Origin of the sequence: Nocardia sp. NPDC057227 (assembly GCF_042669725.1) — a bacterium.
In the GTDB taxonomy this organism is placed as follows: Bacteria; Actinomycetota; Actinomycetes; order Mycobacteriales; family Mycobacteriaceae; genus Nocardia; species Nocardia asteroides_A.
In genome coordinates this window covers 37413-53588 of record NZ_JBHUXA010000025.1, presented here as the reverse complement: position 1 = coordinate 53588, position 16176 = coordinate 37413, and the positions used below count along the sequence as shown (strand labels likewise).

The window sequence follows — 16176 nt, the reverse complement described above, 5'->3', positions numbered from 1 at the left end:
CGCCACGAACTGCGCCTGCGGTGGAATCGGTGTGCGATACGCCGTCCGGTATGCCCGAAGGGTCCAGCTCAATGGCCATCGCTCCGCCTCCTCACTGTGTGTTAGCGCAGAAAGATTCTTTCCGTCGGACCGATGCGCCCACCGACGGCCCTACCCCGCGACGTAGTCCCGCGGACATCCCCGAACGTGCCGTCCCGATGCGAACAGGTGTTCGAAAACTTGTTCGCGCGTTGATCTCTCGCGCGAACCCGGAATGACATGCTTGTGATTAGACACGCCGGTGCCAGCGGTGGTCAAGCCGATGAAGCTATTCCGTTACTATCCGGCACCGCATTACGCGGCGGGGTCCCCCGAGGGAATAGCAAATGAGCAGCAAATATACCGTCGAGAGTACTCCATCGCGCCAGGGCCTAGGCTCTGCGGATGTGAGTGGACAACGAGCGGATGCCGCGCCGGGCGCGGAGCGGCGGATCGCGGTGCTGGTCGGTGGAGTCGGTGGCGCGCGCTTCCTGCAGGGCGTCCGGGAATTGCTGCCGGATGCCGAGATCTCGGCGATCGTGAATGTCGGCGACGATGTCTGGATGCACGGCCTCCGCATCTGCCCCGACCTTGATACCTGCATGTACACGCTGGGCGGCGGGATCGATACGGAGCGCGGCTGGGGCCGGGTCGGCGAGAGCTGGCACGCGAAGGAGGAGCTGGCGGCTTATCGGGCGCAGCCGGACTGGTTCGGGCTCGGTGATCGAGATATCGCCACCCACCTGATTCGCAGTGAAATGTTGCGTGCCGGGTATCCGCTGTCGGCGGTCACCGAAGCGCTCTGCAATCGGTGGCAACCGGGGGTGAAACTTCTCCCGGCAACCGACGATCGCTGTGAAACCCACGTCGTTGTCGATGACGCGGACAACCCCGGCGAACGTCGCGCGATCCATTTCCAGGAGTGGTGGGTTCGCTATCGCGCGAACATCCGGACCCATGGATTCGCCACAATCGGGGCGGACGAGGCGAAACCCGGACCTAATGTGATCGAAGTCATAGAAGGTGCCGATGCGGTATTACTGGCCCCCTCGAACCCCGTGGTGAGCGTCGGTTCGATCCTCGCAGTTCCCGGTATTCGCGGCGCGCTGCGCACCACCGCGGCGCCGGTGATCGGGCTCTCGCCCGTCATCGATGGGAAGCCGCTGCGCGGCATGGCCGACGAGTGCCTCTCGGTGATCGGGGTGGAGACGACCGCCGAGGCCGTCGGCAGACACTACGGCGCGCGCTCCGGCACCGGCATCCTGGACGGCTGGCTCATCCACAGCACCGACACCGCAGCGATCGACGGCGTCGAGGTGCGCAGCGTCCCGCTGCTCATGACCGATCCCGCCGCGACGGCGGAAATGGTCAAGGCGGCCTTGGATCTGGCGGGGGTGAAGCCGTGACGTTCGAAGCGGGGCACGCACCGGGAAGCGCCGGTGCCGCGGATTCCGGCGGCCTGACCGAGCCGCTCGCCGATCATGCCGCCGGCGAGCTGCGCATCCTGCCGATCACCGGCCTGCCCGAGTTCCGGCCCGGCGACGACATCGCCGCCCACCTGGCCGAGCGGGCCCCCTGGCTCGCCGACGGCGACATCCTCGTGGTCACCAGCAAGATCGTCGCCAAGGTCGAGGGCCGGATCGCGCACGCGCCCAGCGACCCCGACGAGCGCGACGCCGCGCGCCGCGCCCTCGTCGCGCAGGAGGCCGTGCGCGTGCTCGCCCGCAAGGGCCGCACCCTGATCACCGAGAACAAGCTCGGCATCGTGCAGGCCGCCTCCGGCGTCGACGGCTCCAACGTCGAACGCGACGAGCTGGTGCTGCTCCCCGCCGACCCGGACGGCAGCGCCGCCGCCCTGTGCCGCGCGCTCGCCGAGCGGCTCGGTGTCCGGGTCGCCGTGGTGATCACCGACACCATGGGCCGGGCCTGGCGTAACGGCCAGACCGACGCCGCCATCGGCTCCAGCGGCCTGCGCGTCCTGCACGACTACAACGGCGCGATCGACGGGCAGGGCAACGAGCTCCAGGTGACGTTGGTCGCCGTCGCCGACGAACTCGCCGCGGCGGCGGATCTGGTGAAGGGCAAGCTCGGCGGCGTTCCGGTGGCCGTCGTCCGCGGGCTCCCGGTCACCGACGACGGCTCCACCGCCGCCGACCTGATCCGTCGCGGCGAGGAGGACCTCTTCTGGCTCGGCACCGCGGAGGCGATCGAGAAGGGCCGCAGGGAGGCGGTGCTGCTGCGCCGCTCGGTGCGGAGCTTCAGCACCGAGCCGGTCGAGCCGGAGCGGGTGCGCGCCGCCATCGGGGTCGCGCTCACCGCGCCCGCCCCGCACCACACCCGCCCGGTGCGCTTCGTCTGGGTGCGCAGCCCCGAGCTGCGCGCGCGGCTGCTCACCGAGCTGGCCGCCGCCTGGCGCGCCGACCTGACCGGAGACGGGCTCGACCCGGAGCGGATCGAGCGCCGGATCGCCAGGGGCCGCATCCTTTTCGACGCCCCCGAGGTGGTGATCCCGTTCTGCGTGCCGGACGGCGCGCACGACTACCCCGACGCCACCCGTCGCGCCGCCGAGGACACCATGTTCACCGTCGCCGTCGGGGCGGCGGTGCAGGGGCTGCTGGTCGCGCTGGCCGCCGAGGGGCTCGGCAGCTGCTGGATCGGCTCGACCATCTTCGCGCCCGCAGCCACCCGTGCCGTGCTCGGCCTGCCCGCGGAGTGGAAACCGCTGGGCGCCATCGCCATCGGGCACGCGGCGGAGGAGCTCACCGCGCGCTCGCCGCGCCCGCCGGGCGACGGCCTGGTCGAGTTGTGAGCGCGGAGTCGCTGCACGTCTCCGCGACCGCGCTGCTCACGGAGTGGACCCCGGCCGAGCCGGCCGAGCGCTCGCTGCGCGAGGCGATGCTCGCCTTCCTCGGCTCGGCGCCGCGGGGATGTCTGCGTGAGCACGCGCCCGGTCACGTGACGGCATCGGCGGTGGTCTGGTCGCACGACGGCCGCGAGGTGCTGCTCACCCTGCACCCCCGGGTCGGGCGCTGGATCCAGCTCGGCGGGCACTGCGAGGAGGGGGACGACACGGTCGCCGCCGCGGCGCTGCGCGAGGCCGTCGAGGAGTCCGGCATCCCGGACCTCACCCTCGAACCGGGGCTCTACGGCGCCCAGGCGCACCCCATCACCTGCTCGCTCGGGCAGCCCACCCGCCACCTCGACCTGCTCTTCCGGATCACCGCGCCCCCGGGCGCCGTGCCGGTGCGCAGCAGCGAATCGACCGATCTGCGCTGGTGGGCGGTGGATGCGCTGCCGCCGGATTCGGACCTCCTGCTGCACTGACTGTACAAATTCTTCGATTTGTATAGATTGCCGACACGATCGGCGGTATCGTCAATCCAACGCGGTAACGCATGTCACACCGTGCAACCGGGATGGGAGACGACGATGTCCACCGAAGCCGAACCTTCGTCCATCGAGGCGCCCGCGTGGCGCGACACCAAGCGCCTCTACTGGCTCTGGGGGCTGTTCGCCCCCGCGGGGCTGTTCCTCATCGGGCTGCCGACGATCTACCTCTTCAACCGGCTGGGCTGGGAGGGCGCCGCGCACGTTCCGTTCTGGCTCGGGCCGATCCTGATCTACCTGGTCATCCCGATCGCCGACGTCTTCATCGGCCCGGACGGCGACAACCCGCCGGACGAGGTGATGGAGTATCTGGAGAACGACCGGTACTACCGCTACCTCACCTACCTCTACCTGCCGCTGCAGTACGCCTCGCTGATCCTGGCCTGCTACCTGATCACCGCGGACAACCTCTCCTGGCTGCACATCGACGGCGGGCTGTGGACGGTGGACCGGATCGGGCTGGCGGTCACCGTCGGCATCATCGGCGGCGTCGGGATCAACACCGCGCACGAACTCGGGCACAAGAAGGTCGAGCTGGAGCGCTGGCTCTCCCGGATCGCGCTGGCCCAGTCCGGCTACGGCCACTTCTACATCGAGCACAACAAGGGGCACCACGTGCGGGTCGCGACGCCGGAGGACCCGGCCAGCTCCCGGCTCGGCGAGAGCTTCTACCGCTTCTGGCCGCGCACCGTGTGGGGCGGGATCACCTCCTCCTGGCGGCTGGAGAAGGCGCGGCTGGAGCGGACAGGCTCCGGGCCGTGGTCCGTGCACAACGAGGTGCTGAGCGCCTGGGCCATGACGGTGCTGCTCTTCGGCGCGCTCTGCGCGATCTTCGGGATCGGGCTGCTGCCGTACCTGCTGCTGCAGGCCGTCGTCGGGTTCAGCCTGCTGGAGGCGGTGAACTACCTGGAGCACTACGGCCTGCTCCGGCAGCGCACCCCGAGCGGCAGGTACGAGCGCGCCGCGCCGACGCACAGCTGGAACAGCGACCACCTGGTCACCAATATCTTCCTGTACCACCTGCAGCGGCACAGCGACCACCACGCTTACCCGACCCGCCGCTACCAGACCCTGCGCAGCTGGGAGGGCGCCCCGAACCTGCCCGCAGGCTACGCGACCATGATCCTGCTCGCGTACATTCCGCCGCTCTGGCGCAAGGTCATGGACCCGAAGGTGCTCGCGCACTACGACGGCGACGTCACCAGGGCCAATATCCTGCCCGCGCGGCGGGAGCAGGTGCTCGCCCGCTACGGCGCCGCCTCGTGAGCGCATTCCGCTGCCCCGTCTGCGAGTACACCTACGACGAGGCGAAAGGCGAACCGCACGAGGGCTTTCCGGCCGGGACGGCATGGTCGGCGGTACCGGACGACTGGGCCTGCCCGGACTGCGGGGTCCGCGAGAAAATCGACTTCGAGGAGGCTCCGGCATGACCGACTACAAGCTCTACCAGTGCATCCAGTGCGGTTTCGAGTACGACGAGGCGAAGGGCTGGCCGGACGACGACATCGCGCCCGGCACCCGCTGGGACGACATCCCGGACGACTGGAGCTGCCCCGACTGCGGCGCCGCCAAGGCCGATTTCTTCATGGTCGAGATCGAGCGGACGTGACATTTTGACTGCGGCGCATGCCCGTGCCACTGTCGCGGGTATGCCGCGCTCGGGATCAAGGCCTTCGTATCAGGAGGCCGCGCGGGAACTGCTGCGCACCTCGGTGCTCGACGCGGTGCGCGACCTGCTCACCGAGCGCGACTGGTCCAAGATCACCCTCGGTGACGTCGCGACCAGGGCCGGGGTGAGCAGGCAGACGCTCTACAACGAGTTCGGCTCGCGCACCGGCCTCTCCCAGGCCTACGCCCTGCGCCTCGCCGACGACCTGGTCGACCACGTCGCGGCGGCCATCGCCGCGAACGTGGGCGACGCCCGCGCCGCCATCCGCGACGGCATCGCCGACTTCCTGATCGACGCGGCCGGCGACCCGCTGGTCCGCTCGCTCGTCGCGGGCGAGGTGAAGCTGGACCTGCTGCGGCTCATCACCCTGGACGCCGGGCCGCTGCTCGAACACGCGGGGGAGCGGCTGGCCGCGGCGTTCCAGCACAGCTGGGTCGCGGCATCGGCCGCGGAATCCGCGGTGCTCGCGCACGCCATGGTGCGGCTGGCCATGAGCTACATCCCCACCCCGCCCGCGCCCGACCGCGACACCCCCGCGGAGCTGAGCCTGCTGCTCGGCCCGTACGTGGAGGCCATCCTCGCGGCCCGCGCCCCCTCCTGACGAGTTGTCCACAGGCGCCGGATCGGCCCTCGCCTCCGGCTTGTGGACCTTGTAGCCTCGTACGTGAGATCGCTTGGGGGAACCCGACAAATACCGACCGCTGTCATTGTGCTCGTGGCCACGTTTTTGTCTGTAAGGGGGGTGTAACACGCGCGTGATCTGGAACTATTCCTATGACACAGAAAGTACGGCTATACGTAGCGGAGCGAAGGTGCAATCGGCAGACTCACGGGCAGGCTCGTCGCCCGACTCGAAACGGCACCTATGGTTTCTGGGGTTGATCGCTCCCGCCTCGGCGTTGCTGCCCTCGCAGTTGGTGTATCAGACAGGGTTGGCGATCTTCTGGTGGATCGGGCCGTTCATCGTGCTGGTGGCGATCCCGGTGCTGGATTGGCTGGTCGGGGAAGACGGGTCCAATCCGCGCGACGAGGACTACGAACGGTTGTCGGCCGATCGGTACTACCGGTGGTGCACGTATCTGTTCCTCCCGATCCAGATGATCGGGTTGCTGATCGCCTGCTGGATGTGGGCCGGTTCGGAGCTGAGCGTGCTCGACAAGTTCGGGCTCGCCACGACCTTGGGGTTGGTCTCCGGGATCGGGATCAATGCCGCACACGAGCTGGGGCATCGAGTCGAGCATGTGGAGCGGTGGCTGGCGAAGCTCGCCCTCGCCCAGTCCGCGTACGGGCATTTCTTCGTCGAGCACAACCGTGGCCATCACGTGCGGGTCGCGACCCCGGAGGATCCGGCGAGCGCCCGGTTGGGGGAGTCGCTGTACGCGTTCCTCCCGCGCAGCGTGTCGGGGGGGTTCCGATCGGCGATCTCGATCGAGCGTCAGCGCTTGGCACGTAGGGGTGTGCGGTGGTGGTCGCCGCAGAACCACATTCTGCAAGCGTGGTCGATGACGATCGTTCTGTTCGGTGGCCTCGTGCTGGCGTTCGGGGTGGCGATCCTGCCGTGGCTGCTGTTGCAGGCGGTGATCGGTGCGGCGCTGCTGGAGACGGTCAACTATGTCGAGCACTACGGGCTGTTGCGGGAGCGGAAGCCCGACGGCCGCTGGGCGCGGTGCTCGCCGCGGGATTCGTGGAACAGTGATCGTCTGGTGACGAATATCTTCCTGTTCCATCTGCAGCGGCACAGTGATCATCATGCGAATCCGGGGCGGCGGTATCAGACGTTGCGGACCTCGGAGGTGGCGCCGCAGTTGCCCGCGGGGTATGCGTCGATGATCGTGTTCGCGGCGTTCCCGCCGCTGTGGCGACGGACCATGGACCACCGGGTGCTCGCCCACTACCGGGGCGACATCACCAGGGCCAACCTGCAGCCGGCCAAGCGCGAGCAACTGCTCGCGCAGTACGGCAGCGCCGCCTAGCACCCCACATCGCGGCGGGGTGAGGTTAGGCTGCGCTTCATGCTCAAGCGGATTCTGTTCGTCGGTCTCACGGCTGCGCTCGCCACGCTCGGCACCGCCGGTACCGGGCACGCCGAGCCCGCTCGCGGGGTCGTGGTGATCGTGCCCGGCCAGTACCTCGGCGCGCTGCCCTACCAGCCGCTGGCCGCCGCGCTCCGGGCCGACGGCTACGAACCCGTCGTGCTCGACCTGAAGGGCTTCGACATCGCCGCCGACGCCGCTGCCATCGACGGCGCCGTCGCGGCGGCGGCCGCCGCGAATCCGGGGCTGCCGGTCACCCTGACCGGGTTCAGCATCGGCGCGCTCAGCAGCCGGTACTACCTGCGGGAACTCGGCGGCGCCGACACCGTGGCGCGGTACGTCGGGATCGGCGCACCGCAGTACGGCTCGCCCGGCGCCTGCGGGCAGCCCGCCGCACCGGAGGCGTGCCCGGGCACGCCCTTCATGGAGCAGCTGAACGCCGGGGACGACACCCCCGGCGCCACCACCTACTACTCCATTCGCAGCGAGCGCGAATGGAGCGACGGCAGGCTGGACGGCGGCCAGTGCCGCCTCACCCCCTTCCCGACCCTCGGCAACGGCGGTATCGACCACTCGCTGGAACCGGTGCTGCCCGCGGTGCTCGACCAGCTGCGCTCCGCGCTCGCCGGCGGCTGCGCGGGCGAATACGCGGACGAACCGGACGGCGCGATCACCGCGGAGTCCACGCTCTTCCCGAGCGGCGCTCCGTTCGGCTGAGCCGCATCGAATTCGGCTCGGTACGTTCGGCCGCCGCAGCCGGGGACACCCCGGCACGGCACACGACCGAGCGGCTAGCCTTGCCGGGTACCGCCGCCCAATCCCTGGAGAGGCAGATGACGACTTCCGAACTTTCCACTGAAACCGCTTTGACGGCCGATGTCAGCAATGGCATCGACTACAAGGTGGCGGATCTGTCGCTGGCCGAGTTCGGCCGTAAGGAGATCCGGCTGGCCGAGCACGAGATGCCCGGCTTGATGGCGCTGCGCCGTGAATACGCGGAGGTGCAGCCGCTGAAGGGTGCGCGGATCTCCGGTTCGCTGCACATGACGGTGCAGACCGCGGTGCTGATCGAGACGCTGACCTCCCTCGGTGCCGAGGTGCGCTGGGCGTCGTGCAATATCTTCTCCACCCAGGACCACGCTGCCGCGGCGGTCGTGGTCGGCCCGCACGGCACGGTGGACGAGCCAAAGGGCACCCCGGTCTTCGCCTGGAAGGGCGAGACGCTGGAAGAGTACTGGTGGGCGGCGGAGCAGATGCTGACCTGGCCGGGCGAGCCGACGAACATGATCCTCGACGACGGCGGCGACGCGACCATGCTGGTGCTGCGCGGCGCGCAGTACGAGAAGGCCGGGGTCGTGCCGCCCGAGGACGAGGACCACTCCGCGGAGTTCAAGGTCTTCCTGAACCTGCTGCGTGAGCGGCTGGCGACCGAGGGCGGGAAGTGGTCGGCGATCGCGGAGTCGGTGCGCGGGGTGACCGAGGAGACCACGACCGGTGTGCTGCGGCTGTACCAGTTCGCGGCCGCGGGGGAGCTGGTGTTCCCGGCGATCAACGTCAACGATTCGGTGACCAAGTCGAAGTTCGACAACAAGTACGGCACCAGGCACTCGCTGATCGATGGCATCAACCGCGGCACCGATGTGCTGATCGGTGGCAAGAAGGTGCTGATCTGCGGGTACGGCGATGTCGGCAAGGGCTGTGCGGAATCGCTTGCCGGGCAGGGCGCGCGGGTGCAGGTCACCGAGATCGACCCGATCAACGCGCTGCAGGCGCTGATGGACGGCTACGACGTCGTCACCGTTGAGCAGGCGATCGGGCACGCCGATATCGTGATCACCTCCACCGGTAACAAGGACATCATCACCCTCGAGCACATGAAGGCGATGAAGGACCAGGCGATCCTGGGCAACATCGGCCACTTCGACAACGAGATCGATATCGCCGCGCTCGAGCGCTCGGGTGCGGACCGGTTGAACATCAAGCCGCAGGTCGATCTGTGGACCTTCGACTCGGGCAAGGCGATCATCGTGCTGTCCGAGGGCAGGCTGCTGAATCTGGGCAACGCGACCGGGCACCCGTCGTTCGTGATGTCGAACAGCTTCTCCAACCAGGTGATCGCCCAGATCGAGCTGTGGACGAAGCCGGAGGAGTACGACAACGAGGTCTACCGGCTGCCCAAGCACCTGGACGAGAAGGTCGCCAAGATCCACGTCGAGGCGCTCGGCGGCACGCTGACCAAGCTCACCAAGGACCAGGCCGAGTACATCGGCGTGGACGTGGAGGGCCCGTTCAAGCCGGACCACTACCGGTACTGACGCACCGGGCCCCGCCGGGCAGCCGGCGGGGCCCCGCGTAGTCTCCCTGCGCATGGGCACCCTCATCGCGCTGGAAGGGCTGGACGGCTCCGGCAAGCGCACGCTCACCGAGCGGGTCGTCAGCGATCTGGCCGCGCGCGGATCGCGCACCGCCACGCTCGCTTTCCCGCGGTACGGGCGCTCGGTGCACGCCGACCTCGCCGCCGAGGCGCTGCGCGGCGAGCACGGCGACCTGGCCGCCTCGGTCTCCGGCATGGCGCTGCTCTTCGCGCTGGACCGGGCGGGGGCGAAGGACGAGCTGGAGAAGCTGCTCGCCGAGCACGATTTCGTGGTGCTCGACCGCTACGTCGCCTCCAACGCCGCCTACAGCGCGGCCCGGCTCGGCCAGACCGCGGACGGCGAGATCGTCTCCTGGACAGCGGAACTGGAGTACGACCGGTTCGGGCTGCCGCGCCCCGACCTGCAGATCCTGCTCGACGTGCCGACCGAGCTGGCCGCCGAGCGGGCCCTGCGCCGCGGCCGCCTCGACCCCGGCCGCGGGCTCGACGCCTACGAACGCGATGCCGAGCTGCAACTTCGCACCGGCGCGGTGTACCGTGAGCTGGCCGAACGCGATTGGGCCGGTCCCTGGTGGCGCTACCGCCCGGATGACGATCCGGCCACGGTCACCGACCGGCTCGCCGCGGTACTGCGCCGATAGCGTGGCGGGTGCGGTGCGAATTCGCCAGTGTTGGCGTGGCGGCCCGTCGCCCGCCACCGAGATGACAACATAGGAATCATGAAGCCGAAGATTCTGGTCGTCGACGACGATATGGCTCTCGCCGAGATGCTGACCATCGTCCTGCGCGGGGAAGGGTTCGACCCGCACGTGGTCGGCGACGGTACCCAGGCGCTCTCCGCGGTGCGGGAGATCCGGCCGGACCTCGTGCTCCTCGACCTCATGCTGCCCGGCATGAACGGCATCGACGTGTGCCGGGTGCTGCGCGCCGACTCCGGCGTGCCGATCGTCATGCTGACCGCCAAGACCGACACCGTCGACGTGGTGCTCGGCCTGGAATCCGGCGCCGACGACTACATCGTCAAGCCGTTCAAGCCCAAGGAGCTGGTGGCCAGGGTGCGGGCGCGGCTGCGCCGCACCGAGGACGAGCCCTCCGAGCAGCTCTCCATCGCCGACATCGTGATCGACGTGCCCGCGCACAAGGTGACCAGGGACGGCACCCAGATCTCGCTCACCCCGCTGGAGTTCGACCTGCTCGTCGCGCTGGCCCGCAAGCCGCGCCAGGTCTTCACCCGCGAGGTGCTGCTGGAACAGGTCTGGGGCTACCGGCACGCCGCCGACACCAGGCTGGTGAACGTGCACGTGCAGCGGCTGCGCGCGAAAGTCGAGAAGGACCCGGAGAATCCGGAGATCGTACTGACCGTTCGCGGGGTCGGGTACAAGGCCGGACCGCCGTGATCGACCGCCTGATCGCGCGCCTGCGCCCGGCGGTCGAGATCGCCGCGGCGTGGGCGCAGCGCCAGGGCGTCGCACTCGGCCACCTGTGGCGGCGATCGCTGCAGCTGCGCGTCATCGTCTCCACCCTCACCCTCTCGCTCATCGTCATCACCGTGCTCGGCGTCGTGCTCACCAGCCAGATCACCGACCGGCTGCTGGACGCCAAGCTGAACGCGGCGATCGAGGAGATGGAGCGCGCCAGGAACACGGTGGAGAGCCAGCTGGCGGGCGCGCACGGCAACGGCATCCAGCAGCAGCAGCTGGCCGAGGCGCGGGACTCGCTCTCCAACCGCGGCGGCACCGGGCAGTCCGGCGGCGTCGCGGGCAGCTTCGACTCCGCGCTCACCGTCATCGGCGGCACCCCGCCGCAGCAGATGACCTCGGGGCCGGTGCAGGAGGTGCCGGAGGAGCTGCGCCGCTTCGTGCAGCGCAGCCAGATCAGCTACCAGTTCGCCACCGTCGACGACCCGGACGGTTACCGCGGCCGCGCGCTGGTGATCGGCAGCCCGAGCGCCGAGATCCCGACCCTGGAGATCTACCTGGTCTTCCCGCTGGTGAACGAGGAGCGCAGCCTCGCGCTCATGCGCGGCACCATGCTGGTCGGCGGCGCCGTGCTGCTGGTCCTGCTCGCCGCCATCTCCGCACTGGTGACCAGGCAGGTGGTGCTGCCGATCCGGTCGGCCGCCCGGATCGCGGGGCGCTTCGCCGACGGCAGGCTCAAGGAGCGCATGCTGGTCCGCGGCGAGGACGACATGGCCAAGCTGGCGCAGGCCTTCAACGAGATGGCCGAGAGCCTCTCCACCCAGATCAACCAGCTGGAGGAGTTCGGCAACCTGCAGAAGGGCTTCACCTCCGACGTCAGCCACGAGCTGCGCACCCCGCTCACCACCGTGCGGATGGCCGCCGACCTCATCCACAGCAGCAGCGACGAGCTCTCGCCCGCGCTGGCCCGCAGCGCCGAGCTGCTCGTCAACGAGCTGGACCGGTTCGAGGGGCTGCTCAACGACCTGCTGGAGATCAGCCGCCACGACGCGGGCGTCGCCGAACTGCAGGTGGAGTCGCTGGACGTGCGGATGTGTGCCAAGGCCGCCATCTCCACCGTGCGGCACCTGGCCAAGGACGCCGGGGTCGAGGTCGTCGCCGACCTGCCGGAGGATCCGCTGGTCGCCGAGGTGGACCCGCGCCGCGTCGAGCGGGTGCTGCGCAACCTGCTCGCCAATGCCATCGACCACGGCGACGGCAAGCCGGTGCTGATCCGGATGCGCGGCGACCAGCAGGCCAACGCGCTCGCCGTCATCGTCCGCGACCAGGGCGTCGGGCTCCGGCCGGGCGAGGAGAAGCTGGTCTTCAACCGCTTCTGGCGCTCCGACCCCTCGCGCATGCGCCGCTCCGGCGGCACCGGCCTCGGGCTCTCGATCAGCCAGGAGGACGCGCACCTGCACGAGGGCAGACTGGAGGCGTGGGGCGAGCTCGGCAGCGGCGCCAGCTTCCGGCTCACCCTGCCGATGGCCCGCGGGAGCAAGCTCGGCCCGAGCCCGCTGCCGCTGGACGCGCCGCGCAAGGTGCCGATCCGCACCGAGCCCGAACCGGACGAGGCAGACACCGTCCGGCTTCCCCTTGACCCCATCGCGGAGTTCGTCGCGAGTGTGGAGAACGGCACGTACTCCACCGGTCGGGGGTTGGCCGAGAACCGGGACGTACAGTCATGACGATGCGTACCCGACCCCTCGCCGCCGTGCGCCGGGGAGTGATCGGCGTGCTGGTGGCCGCGCTGGTGCTGCTCACCGGCTGCGCCAGCCTGCCGGAGTCGTCGGCCCCGCAGGCGCTCGGCACGCTGGACCGCGAACCGACCTCGGACGGCCCGCCGCCGCCCATCTCCGGCCGCGACCCCGACCTGCTGCTCCGCGACTTCCTGCAGGCCACCGCCACCCCGGCGAACCGGCACGAGGCGGCGCGGCAGTACCTCACCGCGTCCGCCTCCACCCGCTGGGACGACGCGGCCGGCACCGTGATCGTGGAGAAGCCGGACACGCTGCGCGAATCGCGCGGCGGCGACGCCGCGACCTACGTCATCCGGGCGCGCAAGGTCGGCGAGCTCTCCGCGGACGGGTCGTACCGGCCGTCGGACGGCTCGATGCTGGAAAACAAGATCGAGATGACCAGGGTCGGCGGCGAGTGGCGGATCGACGAGCTGCCGGACGGCGTCGTCATGGACAATGCCGCCTTCGCCAAGGCGTACCAGCGGCACGCGCTCTACTTCCTCGACCCGAACGGCAGCTCGCTCGTTCCCGACCTGCGCTGGGTCTCGGTGCCGCCGGCGCAGCGCACCCAGCGCCTGCTCGACCTGCTGCTCGACGGCCCGCAGCCCGCGCTCACCGAGAACGTGCGCACCGTCGTCGCGCCGCCGGTGGCGCTGCGCGGGGCGGTGACCAAGGCCAACGGCGACCCGGAGGAGGTCGGGGTCGGGCTCGGCGGGGTCCGGATCGATCTGGCGGGCGCCGCGGCGCTGGCCCCGCGGGACAAGGAGCTGCTCGCGGCCCAGGTGGTCGCGACGCTCTCGGCGGCCGAGGTGCTCGGCCCGTACGTGCTGCTCGCCGACGGCAAGGCGCTGGACGACCGGTTCGCCGCCAACGGCTGGTCGGTCGCGGATATCGAGCAGTACACCCCCGACGCGCACCTGCGGAACAAGATCGGGCTCTTCGCGCTGCGCAACGGCACGCTGATGCAGGTGCGGGAGACCGGCATCACCCCGGTGCCCGGCTACTTCGGCGGGGTGAACAACCTGCAGTCGGCCGCGCTCTCCGAGGACGGCCAGCTTGTCGCCGCGGTGGCCGCCGACGCGGGCCGCGCCACCCTCATGGTCGGCAGCTACGGCGGCGACGCCTTCCCGGTCGCCGAGGGCGCCACCATCAGCCGACCCACCTGGAACTCGGACGGCAGCGCCGCCTGGGCCGTCGTCGACGGCGAGCGGGTGGTCAGGGCCGCCGCCGACCGGGCCACCGGCACCGTCTCCAAGCAGGATGTCGACATCTCCGCGCTGACCGCGGTCACCTCGGCGCTCTCGCCCCGGCCGCCCATCACCGAGCTGCGGATCTCCGGCAGCGGCGTGCGCGCCGCGCTGATCGCGGACGGCAAGGTGTACGTCGCGGTGGTGGAGCGCCGCCCGGACGGCCGCTACGCCTTCACCGCGCCGCAGCCGCTCGCCGTCGGGCTCAGCACCAGGGCGGTCTCGCTGAGCTGGCTCAGCGGCGACACCATCATCATCGCCCGCGAGGGCAATGTCGACCCGGTGGTCACGGTCTCCATCGACGGCTCCGAGCAGGTCACCCAGACCTCGCAGAACCTGACCCCGCCGATGCGGGTGGTCAGCGCGGCGCTGGACACCTGGTACGTCGCCGATTCCCGCGCGGTGCTGCAGCTGCAGTACGGCCAGCCGGTCACCACCGAGGGGTTCTGGCGCGAGGTACCCGGGCTGACCGGCGAGAACGTGGTCCCGGTGCTGCCAGGCTGATCGGCCCGAGCACCTCCGGCTCGGCGGCGATGCGTCGGCGCTGCCGATCCGGGCGGCGAACCCGTCGTGTCGGTGGCTCCGGCCACACTTGCCGGTCATGCGGACCCTGCTGGATCTGATCCTGCCCGTCGAGTGCGGCGGCTGCGGCCTGCCCGGCCTCCCGTGGTGTCCCGAGTGCGCGAGCGCGCTCGACGGCCCGCCGACCCGGCTGCGCCCGCGCACCGACCCGGGCGTGCCGTGCTGGGCGCTCGGCCCGTACGCGGGGCCGGGACGGCGCGCGGTGCTCGCGCTCAAGGAGCGCGGCCGCCGCGATCTGACGGCCCCGCTCGGCTACGCCCTCGCCCGCGGCCTGCACCGGCTGCGCACCCCCGGCCGCCCGCTGCTGCTGATCCCCGCGCCCGGCCGGGCCGCCGCCGCCCGCCGCCGCGGCGGCGATCCGGTGGCCCGGACAGCGGCGGTGGCGGCGAGTTGGCTGCCCGGTTGCCGGATGGCGCCACTGTTGCGATCGCGGCACGGTACGCGCGATTCGGTCGGGTTGACTCCGGCGCAACGCAGGCGCAATCTGACAGCGCGGGTCGTGGTCAGGCCCGAGGTGCTCGCCACGCTGTCCGGGACAGTGAATCCCCAGGTCTTCCTGGTCGACGATGTGCTGACCACCGGGGCGACCGCGGCCGAGTCGGTCCGGGTCGCGCGACGCTACCGGATACCCATTCATGACGTGCTGGTGACATGCGGAACGTGATCGACGGAAAATTTGCGTGAACAGTGGCGGACCGGTCGCGGGCGGACTAGCGTCGCGAACACACACCCGACACGGGAGTTGGAGGTGGGGCCTCGGACATTCGGTGCCGAGCGGAGAGCCGATCGGCACGATCAATCCCCGCCGCCCGCCATTTCGACGGTGCGGCCCTATCCGGGAGGTACGCGTGACGTCATCACGTCCTTCAGTCCAAGACGCAGATCCTTCGATGCCGCGCGGCGGCACGCTGGACGAACCGGAAACCACCGCCGAGGGAGGAGCCAGCCGGGCTGACATCGTGGTCAAGGGCCGCAATGTCGAAGTGCCCGACCACTTCCGCATCTACGTCGCCGACAAACTCTCCCGACTCGAACGGTTCGACCCGTCGATCTTCCTCTTCGACGTCGAGCTGTTCCACGAACGCAACCGCAGGCAGCGCAAGAGCTGCCAGCGCGTCGAGATCACCGCGCGCGGCAAGGGCCCGATCGTCCGGGCCGAGGCCTGCGCCGACAGCTTCTACGCCGCCTTCGAGTCGGTGACCGCCAAGCTGGAGAGCAGGCTGCGCCGCACCAAGGACCGGCGCAAGGTGCACTACGGCGAGAAGACGCCGCTCTCGGTCGCCGAGGCCACTGCCGAGCTGGTCGACGAGACGCTCTTCGGCCGGAACGGCTCCACGCACGCGCACCCCGACGCCCAGGCCGAGAGCGAGCCCGACCCCTGGGCGCCCGCCGACGAGAACCAGGGCCCCGGCCACATCGTCCGCACCAAGGTGCACTCCGCGGCGCCCATGACGGTCGACGACGCGCTGTACCAGATGGAGCTGGTCGGCCACGACTTCTTCCTGTTCCACGACAAGGAGACCGACCGGCCGTCCGTGGTCTACCGCAGGCACGCCTTCGACTACGGCCTGATCCGACTGGCCTGATCGAGCCCCCGCCTCCAGCCGCCGGCCGGTGCCTCGCGCACCGGCCGGTGGTGTGTCCGGGACAATCCGGCCCGGCGGACCTTA

General features: G+C 70.3%; 16 protein-coding genes. All 16 read left to right on the top strand.

Going from position 1 to position 16176, the window contains the following annotated elements:
• Nucleotides 1-365 precede the first annotated feature (365 nt).
• The 16 genes from cofD to hpf all read left to right on the top strand — a co-directional run bounded on the left by cofD (nt 366) and on the right by hpf (nt 16092).
• Nucleotides 366-1424: a 2-phospho-L-lactate transferase gene (gene cofD, locus ACFUJ1_RS27775; protein ID WP_378650113.1), complete on the top strand. Its 1059-nt coding sequence runs from the start codon at nt 366-368 to the stop codon at nt 1422-1424.
• Between the two features lie 53 nt (nt 1425-1477).
• Entirely contained in the window at nt 1478-2827 is a 1350-nt protein-coding gene (locus ACFUJ1_RS27770) for a coenzyme F420-0:L-glutamate ligase (RefSeq protein ID WP_378650186.1), read from the top strand.
• On the top strand, nt 2824-3342 hold the full coding sequence (locus tag ACFUJ1_RS27765; RefSeq protein WP_378650111.1) for an NUDIX hydrolase: 519 nt from the start codon (nt 2824-2826) through the stop codon (nt 3340-3342). The genes ACFUJ1_RS27770 and ACFUJ1_RS27765 overlap by 4 nt, the downstream gene beginning before the upstream one ends.
• Before the next feature lie 105 nt (nt 3343-3447).
• Entirely contained in the window at nt 3448-4671 is a 1224-nt protein-coding gene (locus tag ACFUJ1_RS27760) for an alkane 1-monooxygenase (RefSeq protein WP_378650109.1), read from the top strand.
• Nucleotides 4668-4835, top strand: coding sequence for a rubredoxin (locus ACFUJ1_RS27755; RefSeq protein ID WP_233020157.1), 168 nt, complete (start codon nt 4668-4670; stop codon nt 4833-4835). The genes ACFUJ1_RS27760 and ACFUJ1_RS27755 overlap by 4 nt, the downstream gene beginning before the upstream one ends.
• A complete protein-coding gene (locus tag ACFUJ1_RS27750) occupies nt 4832-5014 on the top strand; it encodes a rubredoxin (RefSeq protein ID WP_233020156.1) in 183 nt (60 codons plus the stop codon). Before ACFUJ1_RS27755 ends, ACFUJ1_RS27750 begins: the two co-directional genes overlap by 4 nt.
• Nucleotides 5015-5054: 40 nt before the next feature.
• Entirely contained in the window at nt 5055-5675 is a 621-nt protein-coding gene (locus tag ACFUJ1_RS27745) for a TetR/AcrR family transcriptional regulator (protein WP_378650106.1), read from the top strand.
• Between the two features lie 211 nt (nt 5676-5886).
• Nucleotides 5887-7047 (top strand): alkane 1-monooxygenase, encoded by a 1161-nt coding sequence (locus tag ACFUJ1_RS27740; protein WP_378650104.1) that lies wholly within the window; start codon nt 5887-5889, stop codon nt 7045-7047.
• Between the two features lie 39 nt (nt 7048-7086).
• Nucleotides 7087-7824 carry an esterase/lipase family protein gene (locus ACFUJ1_RS27735; RefSeq protein WP_378650102.1) on the top strand — a complete coding sequence of 246 codons (738 nt, stop codon included), beginning with the start codon at nt 7087-7089 and terminating at the stop codon, nt 7822-7824.
• A 116-nt stretch (nt 7825-7940) separates the two neighbouring features.
• Nucleotides 7941-9422 carry an adenosylhomocysteinase gene (gene ahcY, locus ACFUJ1_RS27730; RefSeq protein WP_378650100.1) on the top strand — a complete coding sequence of 494 codons (1482 nt, stop codon included), beginning with the start codon at nt 7941-7943 and terminating at the stop codon, nt 9420-9422.
• Between the two features lie 52 nt (nt 9423-9474).
• Complete coding sequence (locus tag ACFUJ1_RS27725; RefSeq protein ID WP_378650098.1) at nt 9475-10122, top strand: dTMP kinase; 648 nt, start codon at nt 9475-9477, stop codon at nt 10120-10122.
• Nucleotides 10123-10200: 78 nt separating this feature from the next.
• Nucleotides 10201-10878 (top strand): MtrAB system response regulator MtrA, encoded by a 678-nt coding sequence (gene mtrA, locus ACFUJ1_RS27720; protein WP_378611603.1) that lies wholly within the window; start codon nt 10201-10203, stop codon nt 10876-10878.
• Nucleotides 10875-12626, top strand: a complete 1752-nt coding sequence (gene mtrB, locus ACFUJ1_RS27715; RefSeq protein ID WP_378650096.1) for an MtrAB system histidine kinase MtrB — start codon at nt 10875-10877, stop codon at nt 12624-12626. The genes mtrA and mtrB overlap by 4 nt, the downstream gene beginning before the upstream one ends.
• Nucleotides 12623-14428, top strand: coding sequence for an MtrAB system accessory lipoprotein LpqB (gene lpqB, locus ACFUJ1_RS27710; protein ID WP_378650094.1), 1806 nt, complete (start codon nt 12623-12625; stop codon nt 14426-14428). Before mtrB ends, lpqB begins: the two co-directional genes overlap by 4 nt.
• 97 nt (nt 14429-14525) lie before the next feature.
• Nucleotides 14526-15170, top strand: a complete 645-nt coding sequence (locus tag ACFUJ1_RS27705) for a ComF family protein (RefSeq protein ID WP_378650092.1) — start codon at nt 14526-14528, stop codon at nt 15168-15170.
• Between the two features lie 226 nt (nt 15171-15396).
• Nucleotides 15397-16092, top strand: coding sequence for a ribosome hibernation-promoting factor, HPF/YfiA family (hpf, locus tag ACFUJ1_RS27700; protein WP_378650091.1), 696 nt, complete (start codon nt 15397-15399; stop codon nt 16090-16092).
• The last annotated feature ends 84 nt before the right edge of the window (nt 16093-16176 follow it).

Bases quoted from the DNA above. Each gene is read 5' to 3' on its own strand.
- cofD (WP_378650113.1), top strand. From the start codon at position 366: ATGAGCAGCAAATATACCGTCGAGAGTACTCCATCGCGCCAGGGCCTA.
- ACFUJ1_RS27760 (WP_378650109.1), top strand. From the start codon at position 3,448: ATGTCCACCGAAGCCGAACCTTCGTCCATCGAGGCGCCCGCGTGGCGC.
- ACFUJ1_RS27750 (WP_233020156.1), top strand. From the start codon at position 4,832: ATGACCGACTACAAGCTCTACCAGTGCATCCAGTGCGGTTTCGAGTAC.
- ACFUJ1_RS27745 (WP_378650106.1), top strand. From the start codon at position 5,055: ATGCCGCGCTCGGGATCAAGGCCTTCGTATCAGGAGGCCGCGCGGGAA.
- ACFUJ1_RS27735 (WP_378650102.1), top strand. From the start codon at position 7,087: ATGCTCAAGCGGATTCTGTTCGTCGGTCTCACGGCTGCGCTCGCCACG.
- ahcY (WP_378650100.1), top strand. From the start codon at position 7,941: ATGACGACTTCCGAACTTTCCACTGAAACCGCTTTGACGGCCGATGTC.
- ACFUJ1_RS27725 (WP_378650098.1), top strand. From the start codon at position 9,475: ATGGGCACCCTCATCGCGCTGGAAGGGCTGGACGGCTCCGGCAAGCGC.
- mtrA (WP_378611603.1), top strand. From the start codon at position 10,201: ATGAAGCCGAAGATTCTGGTCGTCGACGACGATATGGCTCTCGCCGAG.
- lpqB (WP_378650094.1), top strand. From the start codon at position 12,623: ATGACGATGCGTACCCGACCCCTCGCCGCCGTGCGCCGGGGAGTGATC.
- ACFUJ1_RS27705 (WP_378650092.1), top strand. From the start codon at position 14,526: ATGCGGACCCTGCTGGATCTGATCCTGCCCGTCGAGTGCGGCGGCTGC.
- hpf (WP_378650091.1), top strand. From the start codon at position 15,397: ATGCCGCGCGGCGGCACGCTGGACGAACCGGAAACCACCGCCGAGGGA.